A 13,734-nucleotide genomic window follows, 5' to 3' on the forward strand; every position below is an offset into this window, starting at 1 on the left:
GTGTGCGGGCGGTCGTGACATCAGGGGACTGAAACACTTCGCAAGATGATTTTACGGCTTCCGCGTACATGATAAGGGATGGCAAGACATGCCCGGGCCACGCCAGAAGGTTTGACCCGGCCCAGCGGAAAAGCCATGATACGCCCATGATCCTTCTGATCGACAATTATGACAGCTTTACCTTCAACCTCGTCCACTATCTGGGCGATCTGGGGGAAAAGTGTGACGTCCATCGCAACGATGCGATCAGCGTGGCGGATGCGCTGGCGCTGCGGCCCGAAGCCATTGTCATCTCGCCCGGTCCCTGTTCCCCCAATGAAGCCGGGATCTGCTGCGACCTGATTGCCGCCGCCGCCGGAAAGGTGCCGGTATTCGGCGTCTGCCTGGGCCATCAGGCGATAGGTCAGGTATTTGGCGGCAGGGTGGTGCGCGCGCCCGTGCCGATGCATGGCAAGGTCTCGCCGGTCTATCATGACGGGACCGACATCTTTGCCGGCCTGCCCGACCCGTTCAGCGCCACGCGCTACCACAGCCTGACGGTCGAACCCGAAAGCCTGCCCGAAACGCTGGTGGCCACCGCGCGCACGGAAGATGGCGTGATCATGGGTCTGCGCCACGCCAGTCTGCCCATATTCGGCGTGCAGTTCCACCCCGAGAGCATCGCATCCGAACACGGGCATGACATCATGGCCAATTTCCTGTCCATCGCACGCGGCACCAACACGCCGCGCAAGGCTGCCTGAGCAGGGATGGGCAGCACGATGGACAGCACGCCAGCCACCAGCGCCCTGTTTCGTGATCTGCTGGGGCAGGCTGTCGATGGCGGGGCGAAGGTGGCGCCGGAACTGGCGCAGCAGGGCCTGAAATGCATTGAACGGGGCGAGGCGGCGCCCGTGCCCGCCACCGCCTTCCTGACCGCGCTGCGCCTGCGTGGCCTGCTGCGCGCCGATCCGGTGGAACTGGAAGCCGTGCTGGGCCACCGCCCGCCCGTGGTCGTGGCACCTGAAATGCAGGCCGCGCTGGACCGGGTGATGGACGGGCAGGCATTGACGCCAGAGATGGCGCAGGCCGCGTTTGACCGGATCATGGATGGCGGCGTGCCCGATGCCGCGCTGGCCGCCTTCCTGACCGCGCTGCACATGCGCGGGGAAAGTGCCGGTGAGCTGGAGGCCGCCGTGCGCGCCATGCGCGCGCGCATGATCGCGGTGTCCGGCATGCCGGATGACGCGATTGATGTCTGTGGCACGGGTGGCGACGGGCTGGGCACGCTCAATGTCTCCACCGCCGTGGCCTTCGTGCTGGCCGCCCTGGGGGTGCCGGTGGTCAAGCATGGCAACCGTGCGCTGTCCTCGCGCTCGGGGGCGACGGATGTGCTGCTGGAACTGGATGTGCCCCTGCCGGTGGAGCCCGCGCGTATTGGCGGCATGGTGGAACGCCACGGGCTGGCCTTCCTGGCCGCCACCAACCACCACCCCGCCATGCGGCATGTGGGGGCGGTGCGCCGGGCGCTGGGTTTCCGCACCATTTTCAACCTGGTCGGCCCGCTGTGCAATCCCGCCCGGGTAACGCGGCAGATGGTGGGCGTGTTCTCGCCCGACTGGCTGGAAACCATGGTCAGGGCATTGCAGGCCACCGGATCGACGCATGTCTGGGCCATAAGCGGTGACTGCGGGCAGGGGCGGTTCATTGACGAACTGACCCTGGCCGGTCCCACCCGCGCCTGCGTGCTGGAGGGCGGGCAGGTGCATGCCGTGGACGTGGATGCGGCGGCGGCCGGGCTGGAACCGGCCCCCATTTCCGCCATTGCCGGTGGGCCGCCCGCCCATAACGCGCAGGCGCTGCAGGCGCTGGCGCGCGGCGCGCGCGGGGCGTACCGGGATACGGTGCTGCTGAATGCCGGTGTCGCATTGCATGTGGCGGGGCGGGGCAGCACTATCATACGGGGTGGCGCGATTGACTATGCCGCCCTGCGCGGGAACATCCGCCTTGCGGCGGATGCGCTCGATCGTGGCGCGGTTGCGGCCGTGCTGGAGGCCGTGCGGAGCTTCCGCACGGACGTGCCAAACAGAGTAACAGGGTAGAAAATGAACGACACGCCAAGCACCTCCCCCCAGACAGGCAGTGTCCAGCCCGAGGATGTGGACAGCATTCCCGACGTGCTGGAGCGTATCTGTGCCCGGACAAGGGTGGATGTGGCGCAGCGCGCGAAAGTCATGACACTGAAGGAAATCACCGCCCGCGCGCGGGAGGTGAACACCCCGCCGCGCGGGTTTGGCCAGGCGCTGAAGCAGAAGACGGCGGACCACCAGATCGGCCTGATCGCGGAAATCAAGAAGGCGTCGCCTTCGGCCGGGATCCTGCGTCCCGATTACGAACCCACGCAGATCGCGCAGGAATATGAAAAGGCGGGGGCGGCGTGCATTTCCGTCCTGACCGAAGGCTCGTGCTTCCACGGCAGTGCCGAGGACCTGACCCGCGTGCGGGAGGCATGCAAGCTGCCGCTTCTGCGCAAGGACTTCATCATCGACCCGTGGCAGGTGCATGAAAGCCGCCTGATCGGCGCGGACTGCATCCTGCTGATCATGGCCATCCTGACCGATGCCGAAGCCGCCGAACTGCTGGACATCGCGCGCGGGCTGGACATGGACGTGCTGGTGGAAGTGCATGACGAGGGCGAGCTGAACCGTGCGCTGGCGCTGGATACCTCGCTGATCGGCATCAACAACCGCAACCTGAAAACACTCCAGACCGATATCGAGACCACCTGCAGGCTGGCCCCGCTGGTGCCGCCGGACCGGATCATCGTGTCCGAAAGCGGCATCCGCACCCATGCGGATGTGATGAAGCTCAACGCCATTGGCGCCTCGGGCTTCCTGGTGGGGGAAAGCCTGCTGCGGCAGGCGGATGTCGGGGCGGCGGTGCATGCGCTGCTGGGCACCACGCCCGATGGCGCGGCCCCCGTGGCCCCCGCGCCATGACGGGGCCGCGCCTGTCCCATCTGGATGGCGCGGGACATGCGGTGATGGTGGATGTGTCGGCCAAGGCCGATACACGGCGCGAGGCGGTGGCGCACGGGCATATCAGCATGCGGCCCGAAACGCTGGCGCTGGTCGTGGCGGGCGCGATGCCCAAGGGCGACGTGCTGGCCACAGCCCGCATCGCGGGCATCATGGCGGCCAAGAAAACCGCCGACCTGATCCCGCTGTGCCACCCGCTCGCCATCTCGTCAGTCAGGGTGGAACTGCTGCCCGACGCGGATCAGCGCGGCATCACCATTACCGCGCGCGTGCGCACAACCGGCCCCACCGGCGTGGAGATGGAGGCACTGACCGCGGCCTCCGTCGCGGCGCTGACGCTGTACGACATGTGCAAGGCGGTGGAGCGGGACATGGAAATCGGTCAGATACACGTGATCCATAAATCCGGAGGGGCTTCGGGTACTTATGACCGCGTTGCGGGAGCATGACGGATCATGGCGCGCCCCTGTAACCGAAACGGCTGTGCCGGCCGCCCGGCAGGGGGCAGGGCACAGGCAACATGAACCAAGGACGTTCGATGAGTAACGAGACAGATCCCGGCCTGTCGGGTGGCCACAACAGCCGGACCATGACCGAGGCCGACCTGAAGGAAGCCTATTACCAGATGGTGCTGATCCGCCGGTTCGAGGAACGCGCGGGCCAGCTTTACGGCATGGGGCTGATCGGCGGTTTCTGCCATCTGTATATCGGGCAGGAAGCGGTTGTCGTGGGCATCCAGATGGAGCTGAAGCAGGGGGACAAGATCATCACCTCCTACCGTGACCACGGGCAGATGCTGGCCGCCGGCATGGACCCGCGCGGTGTCATGGCCGAACTGACCGGGCGCGAGGGCGGGTATTCCCACGGCAAGGGCGGGTCGATGCACATGTTCTCTTCCGAGAAGCATTTCTATGGCGGCCACGGCATTGTCGGCGCGCAGGTCTCGCTGGGCATCGGGCTGGCGTTTGCCAACAAGTATCGCGGCACGGACGAGGTCTCGGTCACATATTACGGCGAGGGCGCGTCCAACCAGGGCCAGGTGTACGAAAGCTTCAACCTGGCCGCCCTGCACAGGCTGCCCTGCCTGTTCGTGCTGGAGAACAACCGCTACGGCATGGGCACCAGCGTGGAGCGGGCCTCGGCCTCGAAAGCGCTGTGGCGCAATGGTGAGCCGTGGGGCATTCCGGGCATGTATGTCGATGGCATGGATGTCGAGGCCGTGCGCGCCGCCGCCGCCGAGGCCGTGGCCCACTGCCGCGCGGGCAAGGGCCCGGTGCTGATGGAGGTGGATACCTACCGCTACCGTGGCCATTCCATGTCCGACCCGGCCAAATACCGCCAGCGTTCGGAAGTGGACGAGATCCGCAAGAACCATGACCCGATCGACCGCGTGCGCCGTGAACTGCTGGAACGCGGTGTGGCGGAAAGCGACCTGAAGGCGATGGATGACAGGGTGAAGGCCGTTGTGGTTGACGCGGCCGAGTTTGCCCAGACCAGTCCCGAACCCGATCCTTCGGAGCTGTGGACGGACATTCTGGTAGGAAGCTGATTGAAAGATGGCAATACAGATACTTATGCCCGCCCTGTCCCCCACCATGAAGGAGGGCACGCTGGCGCGCTGGCTGCGCAAGCCGGGCGAGGCGATTGCCGCAGGCGATGTGATTGCGGAAATCGAGACCGACAAGGCCACGATGGAAGTCGAGGCCGTGGATGAAGGCGTGATGGGCCGCATCCTGATCCCCGAGGGGACGGAGAACGTGGCGGTCAACACCCCCATCGCCGTGCTGCTGGCCGAAGGCGAGAGCGCGGATGCGACGCCTGCGGCATCCCCCACGGCCCCGGCAGTACAGGCACCCGCCGCCCCGCCATCATGCGGGCCGACGCCTGCCGCCCCCGGCGCGCCGAAGGTTGCGGCCGAACCGGAAAAGGACTGGGGCGAGACCACCGAGATGACCGTGCGCGAAGCCCTGCGCGATGCCATGGCCGCCGAGCTTGCGCGCGATGAGGACGTGTTCCTGATCGGTGAGGAAGTGGCCGAATACCAGGGGGCCTACAAGGTCTCGCAGGGGTTGCTGGACCAGTTTGGCGAGAAGCGGGTGATCGACACCCCCATCACCGAACAGGGCTTTACCGGCATGGCCATTGGCGCGGCCCTGACCGGGCTCAAGCCGATTGTGGAGTTCATGACCATGAACTTCGCCATGCAGGCCATTGACCAGATCATCAATTCCGCCGCCAAGACGCGCTACATGTCGGGCGGGCAGATGTCGTGCCCCATCGTGTTCCGTGGCCCCAATGGCGCCGCCGCCCGTGTGGGGGCCCAGCATTCGCAGTGCTATGCCAGCTGGTACGGCCATGTGCCGGGGCTGAAGGTGGTGGCACCCTGGTCGGCAGCCGATGCCAAGGGCCTGCTGCGCGCCGCCATCCGTGACCCCAACCCGGTCATCTTCCTGGAAAACGAGATCCTGTACGGCCAGCGTTTTCCCTGCCCGGTGGATGAGGACTTCATCCTGCCGATCGGCAAGGCGAAGGTCGAGCGCGCGGGCACGGATGTGACCATCGTCGCCTTCTCCATCATGGTCGGTGTGGCGCTGGAAGCGGCCGAAAAGCTGGCGGAGCAGGGGATCGATGCGGAAGTGATCAACCTGCGCACCATCCGCCCGCTGGATACCGAGACGGTGGTGGAAAGCGTGAAGAAGACCAGCCGCGTGGTGGTGGTGGAAGAAGGCTGGCCCTTTGCCGGTATTGGCGCGGAAGTGGCCATGCAGGTGATCGAGCACGCCTTTGACTATCTGGACGCGCCGCCGGTGCGCGTGGCGGGGGCCGATGTGCCCATGCCGTTTGCCGCCAATCTTGAAAAGCTTGCCCTGCCCAATGCGGACTGGATCATCAATGCCGTCCGGCAGGTTGTGTGAGGGACCGCGCGATGCCGATCAACATCCTGATGCCCGCCCTGTCCCCCACCATGAAGGAGGGCACGCTGGCCCGCTGGCTCAAGGCGGAAGGCGACGCCATTGCCGCGGGCGACGTGATTGCGGAAATCGAGACCGACAAGGCCACGATGGAAGTCGAGGCCGTGGATGAGGGCATACTGGGCCGCATCCTGATTGGCGAGGGGACGGAGGGCATTGCCGTCAACACCCCCATCGCCATACTGGTGGCCGAAGGCGAAAGCGTGCCCGATGCGCCTGCTGCCACCGCCGCTGCCACGCCCGCCCCCGCAGCACCCGCGCCAGCAACACCCGTGGCCCCGGTTCCCGCCACCACGCAGGCCGCACCGGCAGCCCCTGTGGCCCCGGCACCAAAGGGCACACGCGTCTTTGCCTCCCCCCTTGCGCGCAGGATTGCAGCCCAGAAGGGCATTGACCTTGCCACGCTGAAGGGCAGCGGCCCCAATGGGCGCATCGTGCGCCGTGATGTGGAACAGGCGCAGCAGGCCCCGGCCGCAGCCCCCGCAGCCACGGCCGCGCCCGCCGCAGCGCCGGCATCGGCACCGGCACCCGCCAGCACGGCGTATGACACCGTGCCGCATTCGGGCATGCGCAAGGTGATTGCGCGCCGCCTGACGGAAGCCAAGTCCACCATCCCGCATTTCTATGTGGAAATGGATGTGGAACTGGATGCGCTGCTGGCGCTCCGCAGCCAGCTTAACGCGGCCGCCCCGTCCGAAGGGCCGGGAGCGTACAAGATTTCCGTCAATGACATGCTGGTCAAGGCGGCGGCGGTGACACTGCGCCGGGTGCCGCAGGTCAATGTGTCCTATACCGATGACGCGCTGCTGGCGTATCATGATGTGGACATCTCGGTTGCCGTCTCCATCCCCGACGGGCTGATCACGCCCATCGTGCGCGCGGCCGACACCAAGGGCCTGCGCCAGATCAGCCTGGAAACACGCGACCTTGTGGCGCGCGCACGCGCAGGCAAGCTGAAGCCGGAGGAATTCCAGGGCGGCACCTTCTCCATCTCCAATATGGGGATGTACGGGGTCAAGGCGTTCTCCGCCATCATCAACCCGCCACAGGCGGCCATCCTGGCCATTGCGGCGGGTGAGCGCAGGGCCGTGGTCAAGGGCAATGACATCGTGATCGCCACCGTCATGACCGTGACCCTTTCGGTCGATCACCGGGTGGTGGACGGGGCGCTGGCGGCACAGTGGCTGTCAGCCTTCCGGTCGGTTGTTGAAAACCCGATGAGCCTTGTGGTCTGAGGAAACGATCCGAAATGAGCACCACGCAATTTGATCTCATTGTCATTGGCGGCGGCCCCGGCGGGTATGTGGCGGCCATCCGCGCTGCCCAGCTCAGGCTGAAGGTGGCGGTGGTGGAAGCCGCCCAGCTTGGCGGCATCTGCCTCAACTGGGGCTGCATTCCCACCAAGGCGCTGCTGCGCGCGTCCGAAATCAACCACATGCTGCACAACCTGGAGGAATTCGGGTTTGCGGCGGACAATGTGCGCTTTGACTTTGCCAGGGTGGTCAAGCGCTCGCGCGCTGTCTCGGCCCAGCTTTCGGCCGGTGTTGCCCATCTGCTGAAGAAGCACAAGGTCACGGTCATCAACGGCTTTGGCAGGCTGGCGGGCACGCAGGGGGATATGCGCAGGGTTTCGGTCAGCACGGACGGGAAGGAGACGGCTGTCCTGACCGCGCCCAACGTGATCGTGGCCACGGGGGCGCGTGCGCGCGTGCTGCCGGGGCTGGAGCCGGATGGCAAGCTGGTCTGGTCGTACCGTGAGGCCATGGTGCCGACCGAACTGCCGCGCAGCCTGCTGGTGATCGGTTCGGGCGCGATCGGGGTGGAGTTCGCCTCGTTTTACCGCAACATGGGGGCGGACGTGACCATTGTGGAAGTGGCCGACCGCATCCTGCCGGTGGAAGATGCCGAAATCAGTGCCTTTGCCCGCAAGGCGCTGGAAAAGCAGGGAATGAAGATCCTGACCGGCGCGAAGCTGGGCGCGATAAAGAAGGATGCTGACAGCGTAACCGTGGAGGTCACGGCTGGCGGCAGGACGCAGCCGGTTACGGTTGCGCGCGTGATCTCGGCGGTGGGGATTGTGGGCAATGTCGAAAATATCGGCCTTGAAGGCACCGCGATCAAGGTGGACCGCACCCACATCACGGTCGATCCCTACTGCCGCACGGCGGAGAAGGGGGTCTTCGCCATTGGTGACATCGCGGCCCCGCCGTGGCTTGCCCACAAGGCCAGCCATGAGGGCGTGATGGTGGCGGAACTGATCGCAGGGCGCAGCGTGCACCCGATCAGCCCGCTCAACATTCCCGGCTGCACCTACTGCCGCCCGCAGGTGGCCTCCGTCGGCATGACGGAGGAAAAGGCGAAGGCCGCAGGCTATAAGCTGCGCGTCGGCCGCTTCCCCTTCATCGGCAACGGCAAGGCCATTGCGATGGGGGAGCCGGAGGGCATGGTCAAGACCATCTTCGATGACGCCACGGGTGAACTGCTGGGTGCCCACATGGTCGGCCCCGAAGTGACCGAGATGATCCAGGGCTACGTCATTGCCCGCACCGGTGAACTGACCGATGCGGAACTGAAGGAAACCGTGTTCCCGCACCCCACCATATCGGAAACCATGCACGAAGCCGTGCTGGCGGCGTATGACGGTGCGTTGCATATCTAGCTGATAAAAAAGAACAAAAGTTTTTGGGTGCCGCCTTTTTTCAAAAAGGCGGCGGTCTTTGAAGCTTTTTGGAAAAAAGCTTCACCAAGAACTTTTTTCACTTTCCGGCCTGTTGTGCAGGCAGGGCAGGGGATCACAGCGCTGATCGTGCGGTTGTGATCCCCTGCCGCCGCGCGGGCCGCAAGAATGCTTGACGTTGTGGGGCAGGCGTTACACTTCTGGTCAACCAGCCTGCCAGATGGGATGTTCATGCCATGTCCGTGCGTTTGACGATCGACCACCGCAAGAAGACGGATGCCGCCCTGCGGCACCCCGAAAAGGCGCATCGGCCCGATAACCCCATTGCGCGCAAGCCCGACTGGATCCGCGTGCGCGCGCCCAACCACCCCACCTATCACGAAACGCGGAGGCTCATGCGCGACAACAACCTTGTCACCGTGTGTGAGGAGGCAGCCTGCCCCAATATCGGCGAATGCTGGTCCCAGCGCCACGCCACCATGATGATCATGGGGGAAATCTGCACCCGTGCGTGCGCGTTCTGCAATGTCACCACCGGCCTGCCGCACGCGCTGGATGCGGATGAACCCGAGCGCGTGGCCGATGCGGTGGCGCGGCTGGGGCTGCGGCATGTGGTCATTACCTCGGTGGACCGCGATGACCTGCCCGATGGCGGCGCGCACCACTTCGCGCGCGTGATCGGGGCGATCCGCGCGCACGCGCCCGACACCACCATCGAGATCCTGACCCCCGACTTCCTGCGCAAGCCCGGCGCGCTGGAAGTGGTGGTGCGTGCGCGGCCCGACGTGTTCAACCACAATCTGGAAACCGTGCCCCGGCTCTACACCACCATCCGCCCCGGCGCGCGGTACTACCAGTCGATGCGCCTGCTGGATGACGTGAAGAAGATGGATCCCTCCATCTTCACGAAATCGGGATTGATGCTGGGACTGGGCGAGGAACGGCCCGAAATACTCCAGGTCATGGATGACCTGCGGATTGCGGATGTTGATTTCATCACGCTGGGGCAATATCTCCAGCCCACAGTGAAGCATGCGGCGGTGGCCCGGTTCGTGACACCGGAGGAATTCGCCGATTATGCGGGCATGGCCCGGGTAAAGGGGTTCCTGCAGGTCAGTTCCTCGCCGCTGACGCGGTCGTCGTACCATGCGGATGCCGATTTCGCGGAACTGCGTGCCGCACGCGCACAGCGCCTGCGGGGCGAACGTGGCGTAATGGAGATTATGTGATGCCCACCCATGCCGAACGTCGGCTTATCGCCTATTCCCCCAGCCAGCTTTTTGACCTGGTGGCCGACGTCGGGAAATACCCCCAGTTCCTGCCGTGGTGCACGGGCGCGCGCGTGCGCACGCGCACGGCAACCGAACTGGTGGCGGACCTGACCATCGGCTTTGGTCCCTTCCGTGAGACGTTCACCAGCCGCGTGCTGCTTGAGGCACCGGGTACGATCCGCGTCAGTTATGAAAAAGGGCCGTTCCGCTACCTGAACAACGTCTGGACCTTCACGCCCGAACCGCGTGGCTGCCTGGTGGATTTCTTTGTGGATTTCGAATTCCGCTCCCGCCTGCTGCAGGCCGCGATCGGCGTGGTGTTCAACGAGGCGGTGCGCCTTATGGTCTCCGCCTTCATCCGCCGCGCGCGTGACATATACGGCCCGCCCGCACCCGCGGCTCCCGTACCGCCGCCCGTGGGCACGGCCAAGGCCGGAAGCGCCTGAACACCCAGATCCGACCGGACAGAAGGACCCCGTCATGACCAAACGTTTCCTTGCCACCATGCTGGGCGGTGCCCTGCTGTGCACCACGCTGCCCGCCATGGCCGCGCCCGCCGTCCGTCACGCGGCCCGCCATGCGGCGGAAGCCAGCACCGATGCACAGACGGATGACCTGAACGCGCAGAGCCTGCAGAAGGCGCGGTCGGCACTGCCACAGCCCACGGCGGCCGGCACGGCGGCCCCCGCCGCTTCCCCCGTTTCCATGCGTGCGGGGCCGGGCAGCACGGGCCGGGCCGCAAGCCATGCCGTACAGGCCGCCGGCACGGGCGAGACGGCAGGCAGCATACCCGTGCCCCGCACGCAGATGGATGGCGCGGGCGAATAGTCCCCGCACCCTGCCGCCACTATTCCGCCATCAGCCGCCCGGCATGGTCCAGCAGCAGCATCAGCGCCGTGCGGACCGCCTGCGCGCGCACATCCCACCGTTCGCCCGCGAAGGTGTGGGAGAGCGTATCCACGCTGCCCCCGCCCGCCACGCCAAACCAGACCAGCCCCACCGGCTTGCCTTCCACCGCGCCGCCGGGGCCGGCTATGCCGGTGATGGCAATGGCCAGGTTGGCGTCGGGCGCATGGCCCAGCGCGCCCTGCGCCATGGCGGCGGCCACTTCCCGGCTGACCGCGCCGTACCGTTCCAGCAGCGTCGCGGGCACGCCCAGCGCGTGGGATTTCATGCTGTTGGAATAGGTGACAAAACCGCCCGTCACCACATCGGATGACCCCGCGGCTTCGGTCAGGGCCGCGGCCAGCAGGCCGCCGGTGCAGCTTTCCGCCGTGACAATGCGGCACCCCGCCGCGCGGAAGCGAGCCAGCGCGTCGGGTATGCGGGCAAGGAGCGTATCAGGTAACATGCGCCGGGTTCTCCATTTCTGGCCGGTCTAACGCATCAGGCCAGGGCGTGGATGCCTGCCAGTATGGCACCCGCCATAAGCCCGGCCACGACATCATCCCCCATTATGCCCACCGCGTCATGCCTGCGGTCAAACCAGCCCACCGGGCCGGGCTTGGTAATGTCAAACAGGCGGAACAGGGCAAAGGCCAGCAGCAGCCACAGCCCGTCCGCCCAGCGCAGGGCAGTGAGCGGCAGGGGGGCGAGGGGGAACATGGCCAGCCACATGCCCGCCACTTCATCAATCACGATCCAGCCGTGGTCCGCCCCGCCCGATACCGCTACCGTGGCCCGCCAGCCCACGAAGGTGCATAGCAGGATGGCCAGCGCCATCCAGATCCAGTGTCCCAGCAGCGGGATGCCCACCACCAGTGCGGCCAGCGAACCCACCGTGCCCGGCGCGCGCGGGGCCAGCCCGCAGCCGCCAAAGGTTGCGACCAGCCGGGCCAGCCGGGGTGCGTCGCCCGCCATCAGCCCTGTCCCAGCGCGGGGTCGGTGGCCTGGTAGATGGCCATGTTCTCCTCCACCCGTTCCACGTAGTTGCGGGTCTCGCCAAACGGGATGCTCTCGATCCAGTCCAGCATGGCGTCGGGCACCGGGGTGTCGCGCGCGGGGTTGCCCAGCGTGAGCAGCCATGTGTCGGTGCGGTGCGGCCCGGCATTGTAGGCGGCGGCCACATAGGGCACGGCGCCGCCCATGCGCTGGGCGATCTCGGCAAGGTAGGCGGCCCCCAGCTGCATGTTGAGCTGCGGGTCGGTCAGGGATTCGGCGCTGACCCGTGTGGCGGGCAGGCCCGCCTTGCGCGCCATCTCGCGCGCGGTGGGCACCAGAAGCTGCATCAGCCCCACGGCGTGGGCGGGGCTGACCACGGCGGCGTCAAACCCGCTTTCCTGCCGCGCCACGGCCAGTTCCACATCGGCGGGCAGGATGGAAGTGGGCGGCGTGTAGGTGCGCGGCCAGCCTTCATGCACCAGTGTCAGCCCGTCGCGCCCGGCCAGGCGGGCCACCATCACGGCGGCATCGGGTATGCCCAGCCGCGTGGCCATGCGGGCGGCCAGCACATGGTCGATGGTACTGGTGGACTGCGCATCCAGCGCCAGGATGAAGTCACGCGCATGCCGCCGGTCCCCCCATGCCACCAGGATCTCGGCCGCGCGGGCCAGGTCGGTGGTGTCAAAGCGCACGGAATCGGCCACGCTGGGGGTGGGTTCGCTCTGGCGCAGCAGGTAGGCGCGGATCTGGCGGCCGGCCTGTTCGGGCACCAGCAGCGGGTTCATGGCATTGCCACCCAGCCACGCGATGGCCATCTGGCCATAGAAGGTATTGGCCAGCGTGGCAGCCTGTTCCCACTGCGCGCGTGCCGCGGCGGCATGCCCTTCGGCCGCAAGGGCGCGCCCGGCCCAGAACAGCCCCCGGCTGCGGGTAATGACCGGCACCGCCTGCGCCAGCGGGGTGAAATCGGTCACGGCGTGCCTGGCATCATGCAGGTATTGCAGCCGGATCCACCCGCTCAGGAACAGTGCGTCGTAATGGTTGGCGGAACCGATATCGGCGCTGTCACTGGCCATGAACAGGGCATCGGCGGTGCGGTGGGCCAGCAGCAGGTCACGCGCCAGCCCGTCACGCTCGCGCCAGAAACCGGCCGCGATCGTGGGGGGCACCTCCTTTTCCGCCGCCACCCCGCGCGCATGCCACAGGGCCAGTGCCTCATCCAGCCGCTGTGCGTGGTGCAGCCAGCGCAGGTGGTCGAACACCAGCGCGGCATCGGCCTGCTGCCCGTCCGGAACCGTGGCCAGCACGGCTTCCGCCTGCGGGTCGTTGCGGCGCAGCGCCAGCCGCGCACGCGCCACGACCTGCTGGGCGGGGTCCAGCATGGGCACCTGCCTTGCTGCCGCATCCACCCGGCCCGCGCGTTCCTGCCGGTCAAAGCGCTGCCAGTGGTCCTGCGGTGTCAGGACGGTGCCGAATCCCGTCAGCAGGGTCTGGGCCTCGGCCGGGGTGTCGGCGCGGTTGACCCATGTGGCGCGCGCCTGTGCGTCCAGCCCGGCGGGGCGGGGGGTGGCACTGGCGCAGCGCAGCAGGGCGTGCGCATCGGTCAGGGGCTGGGCGGCGCACAGGCGGCCCGCCGCCGCGTTGTCCGGCTCGGCGGCCAGGGCCTGCTGGAAGCGCGCCAGCAGCAGCGCGCGCTGGGGCCAGGACGGGTTTTCCGTCAGGAAGGTCGCGTATTCATCCGCGCTGCTGCGCGCGGGGGAAAGCAGGCGCAGATAGACCAGCAGCTTGGCTGCGACCGGGTCGTCATCGGCATTGCCCGTGGCGGCCTGCCGCGGGGTGGGCCAGTCGCCACGGGCGGGCGCGGGCTGTGCGGATGGCGCGGCCGGAGCGGGGCGGGCGGCCAGCGCCGCCAGCAG

15 protein-coding genes are annotated in these 13,734 nt (G+C 67.0%); 11 read left to right on the plus strand and 4 right to left on the minus strand.

From position 1 onward, the window contains the following. Positions 1-146: 146 nt before the first annotated feature. The 8 genes from CFR78_RS13445 to lpdA all read left to right on the plus strand — a co-directional run bounded on the left by CFR78_RS13445 (position 147) and on the right by lpdA (position 8,648). A complete protein-coding gene (locus CFR78_RS13445; RefSeq protein WP_007400296.1) occupies positions 147-743 on the plus strand; it encodes an anthranilate synthase component II in 597 nt (198 codons plus the stop codon). A 6-nt stretch (positions 744-749) separates the two neighbouring features. Then, entirely contained in the window at positions 750-2,081 is a 1,332-nt protein-coding gene (gene trpD / locus CFR78_RS13450; RefSeq protein WP_110581263.1) for an anthranilate phosphoribosyltransferase, read from the plus strand. Between the two features lie 3 nt (positions 2,082-2,084). Beyond that, on the plus strand, positions 2,085-2,978 hold the full coding sequence (trpC, locus tag CFR78_RS13455) for an indole-3-glycerol phosphate synthase TrpC (RefSeq protein ID WP_034929842.1): 894 nt from the start codon (positions 2,085-2,087) through the stop codon (positions 2,976-2,978). Then, complete coding sequence (gene moaC / locus CFR78_RS13460) at positions 2,975-3,466, plus strand: cyclic pyranopterin monophosphate synthase MoaC (RefSeq protein ID WP_034929838.1); 492 nt, start codon at positions 2,975-2,977, stop codon at positions 3,464-3,466. The genes trpC and moaC overlap by 4 nt, the downstream gene beginning before the upstream one ends. A gap of 140 nt (positions 3,467-3,606) precedes the next feature. Next, complete coding sequence (pdhA, locus tag CFR78_RS13465) at positions 3,607-4,566, plus strand: pyruvate dehydrogenase (acetyl-transferring) E1 component subunit alpha (protein ID WP_007400301.1); 960 nt, start codon at positions 3,607-3,609, stop codon at positions 4,564-4,566. A 7-nt stretch (positions 4,567-4,573) separates the two neighbouring features. Then, on the plus strand, positions 4,574-5,932 hold the full coding sequence (locus CFR78_RS13470; RefSeq protein ID WP_034929832.1) for a pyruvate dehydrogenase complex E1 component subunit beta: 1,359 nt from the start codon (positions 4,574-4,576) through the stop codon (positions 5,930-5,932). Positions 5,933-5,943: 11 nt separating this feature from the next. Next, a complete protein-coding gene (locus tag CFR78_RS13475; protein ID WP_034929829.1) occupies positions 5,944-7,224 on the plus strand; it encodes a pyruvate dehydrogenase complex dihydrolipoamide acetyltransferase in 1,281 nt (426 codons plus the stop codon). A gap of 14 nt (positions 7,225-7,238) precedes the next feature. Then, a complete protein-coding gene (gene lpdA / locus CFR78_RS13480; protein WP_034929827.1) occupies positions 7,239-8,648 on the plus strand; it encodes a dihydrolipoyl dehydrogenase in 1,410 nt (469 codons plus the stop codon). Here lpdA and CFR78_RS13485 read toward each other — a convergent pair. Continuing rightward, a complete protein-coding gene (locus tag CFR78_RS13485; RefSeq protein ID WP_110581264.1) occupies positions 8,645-8,899 on the minus strand; it encodes a hypothetical protein in 255 nt (84 codons plus the stop codon). The genes lpdA and CFR78_RS13485 overlap by 4 nt on opposite strands. Before the next feature lie 3 nt (positions 8,900-8,902). On the opposite strand from CFR78_RS13485, the gene lipA reads away from it, so the two are divergent. From lipA to CFR78_RS13500, 3 genes are read left to right on the plus strand one after another with little or no spacing between them, the layout of a single operon-like run. Beyond that, positions 8,903-9,895 carry a lipoyl synthase gene (gene lipA, locus CFR78_RS13490; protein ID WP_034929824.1) on the plus strand — a complete coding sequence of 331 codons (993 nt, stop codon included), beginning with the start codon at positions 8,903-8,905 and terminating at the stop codon, positions 9,893-9,895. Beyond that, positions 9,895-10,383, plus strand: a complete 489-nt coding sequence (locus CFR78_RS13495) for a type II toxin-antitoxin system RatA family toxin (RefSeq protein ID WP_034929821.1) — start codon at positions 9,895-9,897, stop codon at positions 10,381-10,383. The genes lipA and CFR78_RS13495 overlap by 1 nt, the downstream gene beginning before the upstream one ends. Before the next feature lie 34 nt (positions 10,384-10,417). Next, positions 10,418-10,765, plus strand: coding sequence for a hypothetical protein (locus tag CFR78_RS13500; RefSeq protein WP_007400308.1), 348 nt, complete (start codon positions 10,418-10,420; stop codon positions 10,763-10,765). Positions 10,766-10,784: 19 nt separating this feature from the next. Here the strand turns inward: CFR78_RS13500 and CFR78_RS13505 are convergent, their stop codons facing one another. The 3 genes from CFR78_RS13505 to CFR78_RS13515 form a co-directional block, all read right to left on the minus strand. Then, positions 10,785-11,288 carry a CinA family protein gene (locus CFR78_RS13505; protein WP_007400309.1) on the minus strand — a complete coding sequence of 168 codons (504 nt, stop codon included), beginning with the start codon at positions 11,286-11,288 and terminating at the stop codon, positions 10,785-10,787. Positions 11,289-11,323: 35 nt separating this feature from the next. After that, the gene (locus CFR78_RS13510) at positions 11,324-11,797 is read right to left on the minus strand and encodes a phosphatidylglycerophosphatase A family protein (RefSeq protein ID WP_007400310.1); all 474 of its coding nucleotides are present in this window, start codon (positions 11,795-11,797) and stop codon (positions 11,324-11,326) included. Beyond that, positions 11,797-13,734: lytic transglycosylase domain-containing protein (locus tag CFR78_RS13515; protein ID WP_408884608.1), on the minus strand; the 1,938-nt coding region annotated here is incomplete at its 5' end. The genes CFR78_RS13510 and CFR78_RS13515, both read right to left, overlap by 1 nt.

Source organism: Komagataeibacter rhaeticus, assembly GCF_003207855.1.
In the GTDB taxonomy this organism is placed as follows: Bacteria; Pseudomonadota; Alphaproteobacteria; order Acetobacterales; family Acetobacteraceae; genus Komagataeibacter; species Komagataeibacter rhaeticus.

Excerpts from the sequence above, each read along its gene's own strand:
- CFR78_RS13470 (WP_034929832.1), top strand. The coding sequence starts at position 4,574 with ATGGCAATACAGATACTTATGCCCGCCCTGTCCCCCACCATGAAGGAG.
- CFR78_RS13485 (WP_110581264.1), bottom strand. The coding sequence starts at position 8,899 with ATGAACATCCCATCTGGCAGGCTGGTTGACCAGAAGTGTAACGCCTGC.
- CFR78_RS13500 (WP_007400308.1), top strand. The coding sequence starts at position 10,418 with ATGACCAAACGTTTCCTTGCCACCATGCTGGGCGGTGCCCTGCTGTGC.
- pdhA (WP_007400301.1), top strand. The coding sequence starts at position 3,607 with ATGACCGAGGCCGACCTGAAGGAAGCCTATTACCAGATGGTGCTGATC.
- lipA (WP_034929824.1), top strand. The coding sequence starts at position 8,903 with ATGTCCGTGCGTTTGACGATCGACCACCGCAAGAAGACGGATGCCGCC.
- CFR78_RS13475 (WP_034929829.1), top strand. The coding sequence starts at position 5,944 with ATGCCGATCAACATCCTGATGCCCGCCCTGTCCCCCACCATGAAGGAG.
- CFR78_RS13510 (WP_007400310.1), bottom strand. The coding sequence starts at position 11,797 with ATGGCGGGCGACGCACCCCGGCTGGCCCGGCTGGTCGCAACCTTTGGC.
- lpdA (WP_034929827.1), top strand. The coding sequence starts at position 7,239 with ATGAGCACCACGCAATTTGATCTCATTGTCATTGGCGGCGGCCCCGGC.
- CFR78_RS13495 (WP_034929821.1), top strand. The coding sequence starts at position 9,895 with ATGCCCACCCATGCCGAACGTCGGCTTATCGCCTATTCCCCCAGCCAG.
- CFR78_RS13445 (WP_007400296.1), top strand. The coding sequence starts at position 147 with ATGATCCTTCTGATCGACAATTATGACAGCTTTACCTTCAACCTCGTC.
- trpC (WP_034929842.1), top strand. The coding sequence starts at position 2,085 with ATGAACGACACGCCAAGCACCTCCCCCCAGACAGGCAGTGTCCAGCCC.
- CFR78_RS13505 (WP_007400309.1), bottom strand. The coding sequence starts at position 11,288 with ATGTTACCTGATACGCTCCTTGCCCGCATACCCGACGCGCTGGCTCGC.
- trpD (WP_110581263.1), top strand. The coding sequence starts at position 750 with ATGGGCAGCACGATGGACAGCACGCCAGCCACCAGCGCCCTGTTTCGT.
- moaC (WP_034929838.1), top strand. The coding sequence starts at position 2,975 with ATGACGGGGCCGCGCCTGTCCCATCTGGATGGCGCGGGACATGCGGTG.